Below are 13,944 nucleotides of genomic sequence, written 5' to 3' on the forward strand. Positions count from 1 at the left end.
CGAGAGCAGCATCATCATGAAGGCATTTTTTATCGACGGCTATGGCAAGCAGAACGGGCGTATCGGCGAAGTGCCCGACCCTGCACCAGGTGCCCACGATGTTCTGGTTCAAGTGCATGCCACGAGCGTGAACCAGTTGGATTCGAAGATCAGAACGGGCGAATTCAAGCTGATCCTGCCTTATTCATTTCCATTGATATTAGGCAATGACCTGGCCGGGACAGTGGTTCGCACAGGCTCGGCGGTAAAGCTATTCAAGCCAGGAGACGAGGTCTATGCACGCCCTCCTGAGAGTCGGATCGGGACGTTTGCGCAACTGATAGCCGTGAACGAGGACGCGCTCGCACTGAAGCCCTCCAATATCAACATGGCCGAAGCTGCTTCCATCCCCTTAGTCGCTCTGACGGCCTGGCAGGCGCTGGTGGAAACTGCCCAATTGAAAAAGGGCCAGAAGGTACTGATTCACGCCGGTTCCGGCGGTGTCGGCACCATCGCTATCCAGCTTGCGAAACACCTTGGAGCCTTTGTTGCGACCACCACCAGTACGCCGAATGTCGAGTGGGTAAAGGCGCTCGGAGCGGACGTAATCATCGATTACAAAAAGCAAAATTTTGAAACCGAATTGCACGACTATGACGTGGTGTTGAACAGCCTGGGCGCCGATGTACTGGAGAAATCACTCAAGGTTCTCAAGCCTGGCGGCCAGCTCATTTCCATTTCGGGGCCGCCGACGGCGCAGTTCGCCCAACAGCAACGCTTGTCCTGGGGGTTGCGGCAAGTGATGCGCCTGCTGAGCAGCGGTATCCGAAGAAAGGCTCGCAAGCACGGTGTCAGCTACACATTTTTGTTTATGCGTGCAAACGGCGCTCAACTGAAAGAAATCACCACGCTCATCGAGGCTGGAGTCATCAAACCGGTCATCGACCGTTCCTTCTCCTTTCAATCGACGTCGGATGCCTTGAGCTATGTCGAGCTGGGCAGATCAAAAGGAAAAGTGACCATAACGATCAAATAAGTACCCTACAAAAATATCAGCAAATAACGCGCCTCCTGCCGAGGATCAGACTCCGGCACCTGAACCAGCGGAACCACCTCCACACAACAGGCAAACACAGGAGCAGTTGCCACAGGAACACTCGCCTGTGAAACCGCCGATGATCATTTGGCGTAGCTTGATGCTTGTGCAGTAGTGAGGAATGGTTCATTCCACTCTTTTACGTACGGCGCCTCTCTTCAGCTATTTCAATTGAGATTTAATTTCATAGTCTGGAGCGAGCACACAACTCTCTGATTGTCTGCTTTTGGCCCAGAGTGTGTAAAAACGCTAGATCCCGTTTCGATCTTCAAGGCTGAGCGGCTGTCCGGCTTCGTAGCCTGATCAAGGCACGATGTCCCTTCCTGATGAGCTAAACCACCCCAGCAACGCGCCAGATCATCGGGACACGTAAGAACAGGCCGGTTTTTAGGCCGTTAGCGCCTTCATCAAGTGATGGGTACCGATGATTTTCATGACCCGTTTCAAGTTGTAGGCGAGCACATTCAAGCTCATCTCCGTACTCACCCCGGCCAGCTTTCGCGTCAGGAAGTGCGTCGCACCCATCCATTGTTTGAGCGTCCCGAAGGGATGCTCAACCGTCCGTTTTCGGACTCGCATCATCTCCGGTGCTTTGCTCAGCCGAAGCTGCATTTCCTCCAATACGGCTTCATGCTCCCAGCGTCGAACTCGTCGTTCCGTGCTCGGTGTGCACTGCAATTTCAACGCGCAGCCCTGGCATTTCGAACTCCAGTAACGATGCAGCTTCAGGCCTTTTTCAACATAGGAATAGTGCCAGATCAGCGCCTCTCCAGCCGGGCAAATGTATTCGTTTTTTGCCGCGTCATAGACAAAGGCATCGTTATTGAAACGTCCGTCAGCCTTGGCTCCAGAGGTCATCGGCTTGGGCACATAGGCGGTGATGCCGGCATCGTGACAAGCCAGGATTTGTTCGCTTTTGAAGTAACCTCGATCAGCCACCACCGAAAACGTATCTGACGCCATCGCCTCGCGGGCCTGCTTGGCCATCGAGCTGAGTTGATCGCGGTCGGAACCGACGTTGGTCACCTCGTGCGCAACGATCAAATGGTGCTGAGTATCGACCGCTGTCTGCACGTTGTAGCCGACGATTCCCGTGCCGCGCGTCATCATGGAGCGGGCGTCTGGGTCGGTCAGTGAGACCTGTTTATCCGGCGATTCATTGAGCTGAATTTCGATCGCTTGAAGCTCCTTCATTTGAGTTTTGAGCTTGGCGATTTTCTCTTCCAGCCGCACGGCGCTGGGCTCGGAAGCTGTTGGTTCTTGCCGATCGGCAGCATCGAGTGCCGCCAGGTAACGATTGATACTCGATTCAATTTCTTCCATGCGCCGTTTCAGTTTGGCGCTGGTGAAATTACGGTCGCGGTTGTTGACTGCTTTGAATTTACTGCCATCGATGGCGACCAGATTTTCTCCAAACAATCCCAACTGCTGACACAGCACAACGAACTGGCGACAGACGCCTCGGATGGCCTTGCTGTTGTCTTTTCGGAAGTTGGCGATGGTCTTGAAGTCCGGCATCAAACGCCCGGTCAACCACATCAGTTCGACGTTTCGCTGGGCTTCTCGCTCCAAACGTCGGCTCGACTGGATACGGTTGAGATAGCCGTAGATGTAGATCTTTAGCAAGATCGCGGGGTGGTAAGCAGGCCGGCCAGTATCGGCTGGAATGGCACCTTCAAAACCCAGATTGACCAGGTCGAGTTCGTCGACAAAGACGTCGACTACGCGCACCGGATTGGTATCGCTGACGTAGTCGTCGAGGCTCTCGGGAAGTAAGGTGCTTTGGCCTCGATGCTCACCTTGGATAAAGCGCTTCATGGGCGATCCTTGCGATGAAATCCTCAGAAATCATAGCAAGTGTTTGCGAAGGCGTTTTTACACACTCTGGGCCGATAGCTGCCTGTCACGACTGACCAAAATCGACCCATTGCAACCTCTCAGGCTCCGCAAAGGTCGGCCAAAAACGGCCCATAACCAGGGTTCGCTTTGGGCCGATATGCGAGCGGCAGGTACGGGTCGAGCCATGGCCCTTGTCACATAAATTTGAAATGCTCGGCGTTGCTCGACAGAATCTCGCCCCGATCCGGCCAAAGGTGCCGGACGTTCGTGGTGAAAAGGGGCTGCAGTTGAACGAACAGACATTGTCCATGCGCCTGGAGCGCGTGGCGGCGCATGTGCCAGCAGGTGCGCGCCTGGCCGATATCGGCTCGGATCACGGCTACCTGCCGGTGGCGTTGATGCGCCGTGGCGCCATCGCGGCGGCGGTGGCCGGCGAGGTGGCATTGACGCCGTTCTGCTCGGCCGAACGCGCCGTGCGCGAGAACGGCCTGGACCTGCGGATCACCGTGCGCCTGGCCAATGGCCTGACGGCAATCGAGCCGGGAGACGGGATCACGGCGATCAGCATCTGTGGCATGGGCGGCGAGACGATCCGCGACATTCTCGACAGCGGCAAGGCGCAACTGAGTGGGCAGGAGCGGTTGATCCTGCAACCCAACGGCGGCGAGCAGCCACTGCGCCAATGGCTGATGGAAAATGGCTACCGCATCCTCTGCGAGGAAGTGCTGCGGGAAAACCGCTTCGACTACGAAATCATCGTCGCCGAGTGCGCCGGGCCGGTGATGTACACCGCTGAGGAGCTGTACTTCGGCCCGCTGCAGATGCAGGCACGCAGCCCGGCGTTCCTGGCCAAGTGGCAGCGCATGCTGCGCCAGAAGCAGAAGACCCTGACCAATTTCGCCCGGGCGCGGCAGGCCGTGCCCGAGGAGAAGGTGCAGGGCGTCGCCCGGCAGGCCCGGTGGATCACCGAGTTGCTGGCTAAATAGGCGCGCGTTATTCCCCACCTCACTTGAACTGAGCAACCAGCCAATCCTTCAAGCGACGACACGCCGGATCCTCTGACTTTTTCTCATTGATCATCAGATACTGAACCGCCTCCCTGAGCGTCAGTTCCTCCGTAACAGGCCGAACCAGGCGCCCCTGCTGTACCAGATGTCTCACCAGGTGATCCCAGCCCAAAGCGAGACCTTGATCATCCAGCGCCGTTTGCACAAGAAGGCTGTAGTCATTACTGCTGAAGTAGTGCGGGCTTTCTGAGGCCGGGATCTGTAGATCGTGGGACTGGAGAGCGAACCACACATTCCAGTCGACCTGCTCTGACAGCTGGGAACGGCCATAAGGGTTCAGGTCCAGCAGTACGCTGTTGCGCATGTCCTCCAAGGTGCTCAGTTCTGGATGAGCCTCCAGATAACGAGGAGTGCACACGGGATAGACGACTTCATGGAACAAGGGTATTCGCAGATAGCCGGGGCGTAGATCACTTGTCTGGGTAATGAAGATGTCTGGGTTTATCCCAGGCACCATGACAAGAAAATGCTGAGTGGTGATGACATTCAGGTCGACATCGGGATTGGCGCTGAAGAAGTCTTTCAGTCTGTGGGATAGCCAAAGAGCCGATAAGGCGGGTGAGCAGCATAGGGTCAGAGTGGGCGCAAGCATCCCCGAGACCTGGTCTTTAAGCTTTGCCATACCGCTTTCCTTTCTGGCGCTTCTCGTTCCCGGCATACGTAGCGCGGCGAGTCTGGGCGCCGCCTTGGTCGGCGGGTTGCTTGCCGTGTTTGCGGTCGATATGCCCTATAACCTTGGGCGGGTAACCGCTTCCATCGGCGGTGTCATGGCAGGTCTGTTGATTGAGAACGTTCGCAAAAGCCCCTTGAACGATGCGCTGACCCATGACGTCGAGAGGGAGACACGATGAGTGATTTGGCCTTGTGGGGGCTGTTCCTGGCGGTCGGTCTGGGAACGTTCGCCATGCGTCTTTCCTTTGTCGAACTGTATGGCCGGTTGCGAATCCCGGCGCTGCTGAGTCGGGCCTTGCTTTACGTACCGGCGAGTGTGCTGGCGCCCTTGTACTACCCGCCGTGGTGTACCCCAATGGGCAGGGTGAATTCGTGTTGTATAACCCTCAGATACCCGCCGCCATTATTGCTGCCTGGGTCGCTTGGCAGACTCGAAATACTGTCCTGACGCTGGCGGTTGGGATGGGGGCGCTGTGGCTATTCAAGTTATTGGATTTGTAATGCGTCTAGGTGGCGATTCCTGGGTGCTGTCGTGTTTGCCTTGACCGGTGCTGAGGCTCTGTATGCCGACATGGGTCACTTTGGTCGAAAACCGATTTCTCGTGCCTGGTTCATTCTCGTGTTGCCCGGTTTGGTGCTCAACTACTTTGGCCAAGGCGCCTTGATCCTGGGAAACCCGGAGACTGTGCGCAAACCGTTCTATCTGCTCGCGCCTGAATGGGCACTGTTACCGATGGTCGCGCGCTCCACGCTGGCCACCATCCAGGGGGCTCATGGGGCGGCGGTGCGAGGAGGTCGAAGCTGCCGCACTGCCTGTGCAGTACCTCAAGAGTTCAATGCGGGCCATTCATGCTGGATGAACCACGCGTCAGACGTTTGAGCGCGATGACCATCAGGCCCCCGGCAACCAGCATTCCCGTGAGAAAAAGCGGATAGGCAACCCACCAGGGGACGGCCGAGGTCATCATGCTGAACTCGGACATGCCACCAATGCTGGCGATCAGGTTGAGAGGCAGAAAGACCACATTGATCAGTGTCAGTTTGCGTAGCAGGTTGTTCATGGTGTTGTTCATCAAATTGCCGCGTGCATCGATCAAGCCGGCAAATACCCTGGAGTAGATTTCCGCCTGTTTGTTGCACTGGGTGTTCTCGATGATCAGATCGTCGATAAGCGCGATCGCCTCGACGCTGAAGTGCTCTTTTTCTGCATGGTTGCGCAGCCGGGTCAGGACAGCACCATTGCTGTGAATCGCGTTGATGTAATAGATCAGGCTTTCGCTGAGGTTAAACATCTGGATCAGATGTCGATTCTCCATCGAGGAGTTGAACTTCTGCTGCAACTCGCGAGCCACCATCTTGATCACCTTGAGGTGGCCCAGGTAGTGGTGGAGGTTGTTGAACAGCATGTCCAGCAGCACATCCAGCGGTGTATGCAAGGGGTGCCGCTCCCCCAGTCCGCTCAACTGGGAATCGTCGGTCGCGATGACCAGCAAGCGTGTTTTAGAGAACAGTAAGCCGAACGACGACACCTCAAACGCCAGGCTTTCTCCGCCCGAGTAACTTTCCGGACGCTTCCAGATCAAGAACAGATTATCCGGGTGGAATTCGATGCGTGAGACTTCGTCAGGATCCAGTGCCGAAGCCAGCGCGTGATCGTCCAGTTTGAAATCGTTGCGCAGCAGATCCCGTTCTGCGATATCGGGATTGCTGAACAACATCAGATCGGCATTGAGGTGTTCAACCGGTACCAACGCCCCATTGGCGAGTTGAAAACTCTTGATCACATCTGACCTCTGGCGTTATCGACTGAGGAAGCCAGTGTCTTGCAGGATGCGTGTCGGATCAAGCGTTCACCAGGCCTGGCCGCGACGTTTGAGTTCCAGGCGTCGGACGAATTCTTCCAGCACCAGTGAATACAAATCGTCCTGCAAGTAAGCGTCTTCGATGCCGGCGTCCATGTTCGGGTTGTCGTTGACCTCGATCACCACCACCTTATCGCCGGACTGCTTGAGGTCGACGCCATAGAGGCCGTCGCCGATGAGGTTCGCGGTCTTCACCGCGAGTTCGACCACCGCTCGCGGTGCCTCGTGGACTGCCAGGGTCCGGCATTCGCCATTAATGTCCTGGCCCTTGGCTTTGTGGTTGTAAATCTGCCAGTGACCTTTGGACATGAAGTACTGGCAGGCGAAAATCGGCTTGCGGTTGAGCACGCCGATGCGCCAGTCGTACTCGGTGTAAAAGAACTCCTGAGCCAGCAACAGCACCGAGTGTTCGAATAGCTCAGAGGTGGCTTCCAGCAGTGCTTGTTGGCTTTCGACCTTGATCACGCCACGGGAAAAACAACCATCGGGAATCTTCAGTACTAATGGAAAGCCCAGGCGTTCACCGACTCGCTCGAAGTCTTCCGGTCGTTCCTTGTAGAGAATCTCGGTTGCCGGCATACCCAATTGATGGCTTTTGAGCAGATCCGTCAGGTACACCTTGTTGGTACAGCGCAGGATTGAAGTGGGATCGTCCATCACCACCAGGCCTTCGCTTTCCGCCTTCTTGGCGAAGCGGTAGGTATGGTTATCCACGCTGGTGGTTTCGCGAATCAACAGGGCGTCATACTCGGCGATTCGTGAATAGTCTTTCTTTTCGATCAGATCGACATCAATACCCAAGCTTTTGCCGACCCGGATAAAATTTTCGAGTGCCTTTGCGTTGGAAGGTGGCAGCGCTTCTTGCGGGTCATGCAAAATGGCCAGGTCGTAGCGGGCCACGCGTGGTGAGCGCGGCATTCGCCATATCTTGCGGCTGAAACTGTCCAGCGAGTTGGCAAACTGATCCTCTTGGTCTTCGCGTAACTTTTGCAAGACGCCAGACTTTATTCCCTCGATGCGCCAACTATTACTTTTACGGAACTCTACCAAGAGGATCGGGCAAGGGAATATCTCGAAAATTTGCCGCGCCAGTTCTTGCAAGGGTTCAAGGTTGGTTTTACCAAAGTATAGAGTGAGCGTGAATCCTTCGGTATTACTATAAAGGTGGTTGTTCAGTGCTTTGTCGAGAGCCTTGTCCAGATCCTCCAGTGCCAGGCCATACAGTGACTTTCGGGTCAGCTCGCTAATGGTTCGCACAGACGGAATAACTTTATGGCCGCGTGCTTCCGCCAGTAATGAACAGTAATACCCGTGTCCCAGGTACTTGTAGCTCCGACACAGATTAATAACCTGGACACGCTTGCCGGCTTCGCTTTCAAGGGGCTGTTCCAGATACTCCTGTGCACTCATCACATCCTCTGAGGGGAAATAAGAGGCCCAGTCTTCTTTTCGCTCAACAATAATAACCACCTGGCTGGAGCTTCTAGGTGCGCCCGGTAAATAAGTAAGGCTTGATATTGCTGTTAACCGATTTTGCTCTGATACTTCACGCAAATCACCCTGTACCGCTGACATATGAAAAGGTCCGTTGGAGAACAAGTCCTTATCTATTAAGCACGATCTTTTAAGAAAGTCTCGTTTCGTTACGCAACTTTTACGGCGGCTATATGAACCTGGTATTTCGCAAAGCTACACAAGATGATCTTAAGTCTCTGTTGGAATTGGAAAATCAGTGCTTTACCTGTGATCGGCTGACTCCGCGCAGTTTTCAGTGGATGATCAGCCGAGCCCATGCCAGCCTGATCGTCGCAGAAGCCGGGAGCCAACTGATGGGCTACTGTCTGGTCCTGTTTCACCGTGGCACCTCCCTGGCGCGTCTGTACTCAATCGCCATCGCCACCCACAGTCGTGGCCTCGGCCTTGGAAAACAGCTATTGGATCAGGCGGAAGATTGTGCTCGCGCACACGACTGCGCCTACCTGCGACTGGAAGTCCGACCGGATAATCCCGTCGCTATCAGTCTTTATGAACGCAATGGATACCGACGCTTCGCCGTGGTTAACGACTACTACGAAGACCATGTGCATGCGCTGCGTTTGGAGAAGCGCATTCTGCAACATCGGGAAAGCCGGGAATTCCAAGTGCCTTATTACCAACAGACCACTGAATTTACCTGCGGCCCGGCTTGCCTCTTGATGGCCATGAAGGCATTGCAACCCGATCGTTTAATCGAGCGTAGGGACGAACTGCAAATCTGGCGTGAAGCCACGACGGTGTTCATGACTTCGGGGCACGGCGGTTGCAGTCCCCAAGGGTTGGCACTGGCGGCCTGGCGCCGAGGGTTTCGAGTACGCCTGCAAGTGAGTATCGCAGGTCCGCTATTTCTCGACGGCGTGCGCGACGAACATAAAAAGGAGGTTATTCGCCTGGTACACGAAGAGTTCTGCACGGAACTTCAGCAGAGTGATGTGGAGCAGGTCAGCAGCAACCTACTGGATCTGGCTCTCACGCTGAAGGCCGGCGGTCAACCCTTGGTGCTGATCAGTAGCTACCGTCTGACGCGCTCGAAAGCCCCGCACTGGGTCATTGTCACTGACTACGATGAAGACTTCGTCTACCTGCATGACCCGGACATTGATCACAGTCAGCACCGTCAGGCACTCGACTGCCAGCATCTTCCCGTCAATCACAAGGCGTTCGATAAGATGTGTGCTTTCGGCGGCAACAAGCTGCGCGCCTCAGTGACGCTTTACGCACGCGAGCAGTCCAGCAGCGGAGTGCCAATTGCCTCCAGCACAGAAGCTTTGTTAATGGAACCTCGTATGCCGTGACTTTAAAGATTTTTACCTCCCTAAATCTATGCTCAAGGAATGAAGCGATACCCAACACCCGTTTCGGTGATGAGGTGTCGCGGCTGGGAAGGGTCTGCTTCGACTTTTTTACGCAGGCCTCCCATGAATACACGAAGGTAGGGCGTATCGGTGGTGTGCGATGGGCCCCACACAGCCTTGAGCAGTTGCTGATGCGTCAGGACGCGGTTCGGGTGTGAGCAAAGATGGGCCAGCAGGCGATACTCCAGCGGTGTCAAATGCAGTGGGGCGCCGGAGCGTTCCACGATACGACGTTCCATATCAATTCGGACGTCGCCAAAGGCCAGGACCGCATGGTTCTCGGTATCTTTTACGTGTCTGCGTAGCATTGCGCGGACGCGAGCCAGCAGTTCTCCGGTGCCAAAAGGTTTCACCAGATAGTCATCTGCGCCCGTGTCCAGGGCCAGGATCTTGTCCGACTCCGCGCCACGGGCAGACAACACAATGATCGGCACCTCTGACCAACTCCGTACGTCCCGGATAAGGTCAACACCGTCGCCGTCGGGCAGTCCAAGGTCGAGCACGATCAGGTCCGGATGGCGTGTCCCTGCATCGATCAGGCCTCGGTGAAAGGTATCGGCTTCGTGAACTTCCAAGCCTTCAGCTTGCAGAGCCATTCGTACGAAACGTCGTATTTCCTTCTCGTCTTCAATGATCAGGACGTGCAACACCGATTCGGTCATGGTTGCTCCTCGCCTGTTTGCTCAGCAAAGGGTTCGATGACTGGAGGCTCCTCACGGGGTAGGCGCAACGTGAAGCGCGCACCGCCCTCTGGGCGTGTAACACCCAAAATGGTTCCTCCATGAGCCTGTGCGATGGCTCGACAGATGGCCTGGCCCAGCCCGACGCCGGGTATCGAGCTTTCCTTCTTGCCGCGCATGAATTTGCTGAAAATTGCCTCTTCGTGACCGTGCGGTAACCCTGGTCCTTCGTCGGCGACCCACAGTTCGATGTTGTCAGGCGTGGCCCTGGCGCCCAGGCCAATGGCGGTGCCTGCCGGCGTGTACTTGACGGCGTTCTCGATCAGGTTGATGAGGACGCGTTCGATCAGTACCGCGTCGATTTGTACGGGAGGTAAATCATCGTCCAAGGCGACCTGCACCGAACGCCCGCTCAGAATCGGTTGGATGGCTCGCAGAGCGCTGCCCACCACGTCTTGCCCGCCGCCGTATCGATGCCCAGCGCTGAAAATTGCGGGTTACCGATTTGTTCGTAATGGGTGACAGCCACCACCGCGATCAAGAAGATGATCGTCATCGTCGCCAGCAGCGCCCAGCCTTGGCGTATGTCGCCGACGACATGGCCAAACACGAAACACAGCGCCGTTGGAATCAGGACAATCGCGATCAACTGCAAGAAGTTGGTAATGGCGGTGGGGTTTTCGTAGGGGTGGGCCGAGTTGGCGTTGAAGAAACCACCACCGTTAGTGCCCAGCATCTTGATGGCCTCTTGTGACGCCACCGGCCCCATGGCAATGGTCTGCTTGTCACTGCTGATGCTTTTCAATGCGGGATTACCTTGCGCATCAAGGGTCGGCTGACCGGCGTCATTGAGCGCTGGAACCTGGTACTGCATGACCTCCATCGTCGTGACTTCCTTATAGGGGTCAAGATTCTGGATCACGCCTTGGCTCACGAAGAACAACGCGAAAATCAGCGACAGTGGTAACAGCACCCACAAGGTGATGCGCGTGAGGTCGGTCCAGGCATTGCCGATGCTGTCCGCGCTGTGGCGCGCGAATCCGCGAATCAGGGCAATTGCCACTACGATACCGGTGGCGGCGGACAGGAAGTTCTGCACTGTCAGCGCGAGCATCTGGGTCAGGTAGCTCATCGTTGCTTCGCCGCTGTAGGCTTGCCAGTTGGTGTTGGTGACGAAACTGGCGGCGGTATTGAACGAGGAGTCGGGAGTCACAGCGCCAAATCCCTGCGGGTTGAAGGGCAGAACACCTTGCAGTCGTTGCAATGCATAAACGGCAAGCAAACCCAGCGCATTGAATACGATCAAGGCGAGTGCGTATTGAAGCCAACTCATCTGGGTTTCAGGTTTGACCCCGGCAAGGCGATACAGCGGCGACTCAATGCGCGAACCGAAGGTAAACCGGCCTTCCATCACGGTGGTCAGCCAAAGGCCAAGAGGCTAGGCCAGAATGCCGAGCGTCAGAAGAAAAGCCCCAAGCAGGACCCAGGCTTGAATAGTCACAGGAAGTCCTCCGGAAACAGCAGCGCGCAGACGAGATAAACCAGCAACCCGGCCGCTATCAGGCTGCCGAATAGATAGAAGCCCGTCATGACCGCCTCCTGTTAAGCGCCGCACAGCCGCGCGCCAGTCCCACCAGGCTGATAAAAAACAGCGCTCCGAGTACTAAAAAGATGAAGTCCATGGCATTTCCTCCAGCAATGAAGGAAGCCTAGTTTGACGTCTAGTAAATTGTTAAAAGGATTGGGGGCGAAAGAATAAAGATCTTATAAAGATCCAAGACAGTGCGGCTGGATCAGGGATGGTTGTTTAATAATGGGCATTTTTCTTTGGTAGGTCTTCTCTTTGTTGCTTTTCTATGGGGCGTCTCTGCCTTTTGATTTTGGTTGAGCGGTTGCTGCTCAAATACTCAAAAACAAAAGATGCAAATCCGAACAATCCAATAATTGAAATGATCATAATGCCCAAGTCCGAGCTGCTCATAATATTCTCCCGTCGAAATTTGTTCTGGAGGATAAAATATCTATTGCGGAACTCAAGGCGATCTACGAATTCTTTACGGTTCGTTTGGGACGAAGCTATACGGCTGTGGAAGCGCGACGCTCGACTTGGGAACAGCGATAGCGTAGGCCGAGGACATTTTTGATGTACGCAAGCATTCGTAGGATTGAACCAAGTAGATGACCGCTTCTGGCCGATTTCGCCTGTCACAACTGGCCGGAATCGCCCCCAGGCGGACGTTCAGGGAAAATGAATCCGTCCCGTCCGAGCCTATGTGTGTTCCGAATGGAATTGCGAGCAAAGGTGCAGTACCTTGTATTTGTAACACCTTCGTGTCGCAGTCCTGTCCAGGTTGAGAGGTGGGTTTCATGAACAACATCATCTACATCGTCGGGGTCGTAGTGATCGTCGTGGTTATCTTGTCGTTCCTCGGGTTTGCATAGCTTCGAAGACGGTCTTCATTCATCGTTTGTGATCGATTTTTCCTGACGTGGACGTCCGCCTCATTACCGCTCCTTCGATGGTGGCACGGGCGTCACCCGCCACATGACGATGTCGATATCGATATCGTCCGCAATCTGCTGCCAGTTGTACATTGCCTTGGCATTTCTTTAACGCCACAACAATTTCCACGACTGCCCATCTTTTTTTCTAGTTCGACAAAGCCCGGCCGCTCGTTAAATCTGCGCGTTGTAAATGCGTGCGGGCTCGCGTGTATAGTAACGTGAGCCTCGGATTAGGCTGTTCTCAACCTGATATGGATGCGACGGACAAACAATGAACACTGCTCAACAATCGATTCGACAGTACATAAAAGCCAAGGACGGTAACCGTCCACATTTGTTACACCAGGCCTTTGTGCCAGACGCGATACTGGACATGGTCGTGCACACCGGGTCTATCTCGTTTCCACCCCACGTTGAAGGCCTTGGACCTATCGGCGATGTGCTGGTCAGGCGATTCGGCCAGACCTTCGAAAACGTCTATACCTTTTGCCTGGGACGCCCACCTGAACCGCAGGCTCAAACATTCCAGTGCAAATGGCTGGTCGGCATGTCCGACAAAAACTCCGGCGAAGCCCGAGTCGGTTGTGGTCTGTATGAATGGCAGTTCAGCCCCGAGTCGGGACTTGTCGAGAGGCTCACTATCACCATTGAGCACATGAAAACCCTGCCGGCGACTGATCTGCATTGCATCATGGAGTGGCTATCGCCTCTGGATTACCCATGGTGCTGCTCGGAAGAGCTAGTGAGCAATGCTCCAGATATAGATACGCTTGAAGAGGTGATCCAGTACGTTACGGCCAATACTCCAAGGTGCCCCTCGCAGGTGTGCGGTCGATAGCCGTCTTGCGGCAAGGGTCGGCGACCTCGGTAGAGCCTCGTTGCTCGACCCAATGGGATTAATCTTTGCACTTGGCCAACACCACTTGGCAGGTATTCGGCGTGCCACCGGATCGGCCGGCATAGCGTATGCAATTATCCAGGGATTTCTGGCGAGCCATGTCCAGGGTGGAGCCCCAAGCCAGGCCGCCCTCGCCGGCAGTGGGCAGTGCTTTTGCATAGCAGCTTGAGCCTATGCTTGAGGCCGAATAGCGAGCCGTGGCAGCTTTGCTTGCACATCCCGCTGTCAGCGCCAGGTTGATGGCGAGCAGGGAGGATAGGACCCATGACCCGCATTGGCGCGCTGTTTTTCCGTTCATCCCATTTCCCCTGTATCAAGAGGCTAGAGGTGTGTTTGTGGTCGTGCTCTACTCAGATTAGACGGTGTTGCGCCTGCCCTTGGGGCGGTACAGAAAAACCTGGTACGCAGTGAATGCCGTAACCAGGTGATATAAACGCGCTTGCTCTGATCTGTTG

The 13,944-nt window shown here is 55.3% G+C and carries 12 protein-coding genes and 4 pseudogenes; 7 read left to right on the forward strand and 9 right to left on the reverse strand.

The window, feature by feature from the left end; all coding sequences use genetic code 11:
- Positions 1-16 precede the first annotated feature (16 nt).
- Positions 17-1,015, forward strand: coding sequence for an NADP-dependent oxidoreductase (locus ACA044_RS11520; RefSeq protein WP_497446447.1), 999 nt, complete (start codon positions 17-19; stop codon positions 1,013-1,015).
- Positions 1,016-1,462: 447 nt separating this feature from the next.
- On the opposite strand, the gene ACA044_RS11525 is transcribed toward ACA044_RS11520, so the two are convergent.
- Entirely contained in the window at positions 1,463-2,893 is a 1,431-nt protein-coding gene (locus ACA044_RS11525; protein ID WP_497446448.1) for an IS1182 family transposase, read from the reverse strand.
- A gap of 308 nt (positions 2,894-3,201) precedes the next feature.
- Here ACA044_RS11525 and ACA044_RS11530 point away from each other — a divergent pair, with 308 nt between their 5' ends.
- Positions 3,202-3,900 carry a tRNA (adenine(22)-N(1))-methyltransferase gene (locus tag ACA044_RS11530; protein WP_497447208.1) on the forward strand — a complete coding sequence of 233 codons (699 nt, stop codon included), beginning with the start codon at positions 3,202-3,204 and terminating at the stop codon, positions 3,898-3,900.
- 19 nt (positions 3,901-3,919) lie between these two features.
- Here ACA044_RS11530 and ACA044_RS11535 read toward each other — a convergent pair whose 3' ends face one another.
- On the reverse strand, positions 3,920-4,639 hold the full coding sequence (locus ACA044_RS11535; RefSeq protein ID WP_497446449.1) for a LysR substrate-binding domain-containing protein: 720 nt from the start codon (positions 4,637-4,639) through the stop codon (positions 3,920-3,922).
- Between ACA044_RS11535 and ACA044_RS11540 the strand changes: the two are divergent.
- The 3 pseudogenes from ACA044_RS11540 to ACA044_RS11550 all read left to right on the forward strand — a co-directional run.
- Positions 4,554-4,832: pseudogene (locus ACA044_RS11540) on the forward strand (AzlC family ABC transporter permease); the annotation flags it as partial. The gene ACA044_RS11535 and the pseudogene ACA044_RS11540 overlap by 86 nt on opposite strands.
- Positions 4,829-5,154, forward strand: a pseudogene (locus tag ACA044_RS11545) (AzlD domain-containing protein). The pseudogenes ACA044_RS11540 and ACA044_RS11545, both read left to right, overlap by 4 nt.
- Positions 5,111-5,416: pseudogene (locus ACA044_RS11550) on the forward strand (KUP/HAK/KT family potassium transporter); the annotation flags it as partial. The pseudogenes ACA044_RS11545 and ACA044_RS11550, both read left to right, overlap by 44 nt.
- Before the next feature lie 70 nt (positions 5,417-5,486).
- Here the strand turns inward: ACA044_RS11550 and ACA044_RS11555 are convergent.
- Both ACA044_RS11555 and ACA044_RS11560 read right to left on the reverse strand, forming a co-directional pair.
- Complete coding sequence (locus ACA044_RS11555) at positions 5,487-6,437, reverse strand: magnesium transporter CorA family protein (RefSeq protein WP_497446450.1); 951 nt, start codon at positions 6,435-6,437, stop codon at positions 5,487-5,489.
- Positions 6,438-6,503: 66 nt separating this feature from the next.
- Positions 6,504-8,090: a RimK family ATP-grasp domain-containing protein gene (locus tag ACA044_RS11560; RefSeq protein WP_497447209.1), complete on the reverse strand. Its 1,587-nt coding sequence runs from the start codon at positions 8,088-8,090 to the stop codon at positions 6,504-6,506.
- A gap of 92 nt (positions 8,091-8,182) precedes the next feature.
- On the opposite strand from ACA044_RS11560, the gene ACA044_RS11565 reads away from it, so the two are divergent.
- Positions 8,183-9,346: a peptidase C39 family protein gene (locus ACA044_RS11565; RefSeq protein WP_497446451.1), complete on the forward strand. Its 1,164-nt coding sequence runs from the start codon at positions 8,183-8,185 to the stop codon at positions 9,344-9,346.
- 32 nt (positions 9,347-9,378) lie between these two features.
- Here ACA044_RS11565 and kdpE read toward each other — a convergent pair whose 3' ends face one another.
- From kdpE to kdpF, 4 genes and pseudogenes are all read right to left on the reverse strand, one after another.
- The gene (gene kdpE, locus ACA044_RS11570; RefSeq protein WP_497446452.1) at positions 9,379-10,068 is read right to left on the reverse strand and encodes a two-component system response regulator KdpE; all 690 of its coding nucleotides are present in this window, start codon (positions 10,066-10,068) and stop codon (positions 9,379-9,381) included.
- Complete coding sequence (locus tag ACA044_RS11575) at positions 10,065-10,475, reverse strand: ATP-binding protein (RefSeq protein ID WP_497446453.1); 411 nt, start codon at positions 10,473-10,475, stop codon at positions 10,065-10,067. The genes kdpE and ACA044_RS11575 overlap by 4 nt, the downstream gene beginning before the upstream one ends.
- A 23-nt stretch (positions 10,476-10,498) precedes the next feature.
- Positions 10,499-11,512: pseudogene (locus ACA044_RS11580) on the reverse strand (potassium-transporting ATPase subunit KdpA); the annotation flags it as partial.
- A 71-nt stretch (positions 11,513-11,583) separates the two neighbouring features.
- The gene (gene kdpF, locus ACA044_RS11585; protein ID WP_349294113.1) at positions 11,584-11,676 is read right to left on the reverse strand and encodes a K(+)-transporting ATPase subunit F; all 93 of its coding nucleotides are present in this window, start codon (positions 11,674-11,676) and stop codon (positions 11,584-11,586) included.
- A 1,186-nt stretch (positions 11,677-12,862) separates the two neighbouring features.
- Here kdpF and ACA044_RS11590 point away from each other — a divergent pair.
- Positions 12,863-13,429 (forward strand): hypothetical protein, encoded by a 567-nt coding sequence (locus ACA044_RS11590; protein ID WP_497446454.1) that lies wholly within the window; start codon positions 12,863-12,865, stop codon positions 13,427-13,429.
- Between the two features lie 58 nt (positions 13,430-13,487).
- On the opposite strand, the gene ACA044_RS11595 is transcribed toward ACA044_RS11590, so the two are convergent.
- Positions 13,488-13,787, reverse strand: coding sequence for a hypothetical protein (locus tag ACA044_RS11595; protein ID WP_497446455.1), 300 nt, complete (start codon positions 13,785-13,787; stop codon positions 13,488-13,490).
- Between the last annotated feature and the right edge of the window lie 157 nt (positions 13,788-13,944).

It is taken from the genome of Pseudomonas sp. LBUM1673, assembly GCF_059695645.1.

What these genes read in the sequence shown, in the direction of transcription:
- ACA044_RS11565 (WP_497446451.1), top strand. Translation starts at nt 8,183, where the DNA reads ATGAACCTGGTATTTCGCAAAGCTACACAAGATGATCTTAAGTCTCTG.
- kdpF (WP_349294113.1), bottom strand. Translation starts at nt 11,676, where the DNA reads ATGACGGGCTTCTATCTATTCGGCAGCCTGATAGCGGCCGGGTTGCTG.
- ACA044_RS11535 (WP_497446449.1), bottom strand. Translation starts at nt 4,639, where the DNA reads ATGCCGGGAACGAGAAGCGCCAGAAAGGAAAGCGGTATGGCAAAGCTT.
- ACA044_RS11595 (WP_497446455.1), bottom strand. Translation starts at nt 13,787, where the DNA reads ATGAACGGAAAAACAGCGCGCCAATGCGGGTCATGGGTCCTATCCTCC.
- ACA044_RS11560 (WP_497447209.1), bottom strand. Translation starts at nt 8,090, where the DNA reads ATGTCAGCGGTACAGGGTGATTTGCGTGAAGTATCAGAGCAAAATCGG.
- ACA044_RS11520 (WP_497446447.1), top strand. Translation starts at nt 17, where the DNA reads ATGAAGGCATTTTTTATCGACGGCTATGGCAAGCAGAACGGGCGTATC.
- ACA044_RS11590 (WP_497446454.1), top strand. Translation starts at nt 12,863, where the DNA reads ATGAACACTGCTCAACAATCGATTCGACAGTACATAAAAGCCAAGGAC.
- ACA044_RS11525 (WP_497446448.1), bottom strand. Translation starts at nt 2,893, where the DNA reads ATGAAGCGCTTTATCCAAGGTGAGCATCGAGGCCAAAGCACCTTACTT.
- kdpE (WP_497446452.1), bottom strand. Translation starts at nt 10,068, where the DNA reads ATGACCGAATCGGTGTTGCACGTCCTGATCATTGAAGACGAGAAGGAA.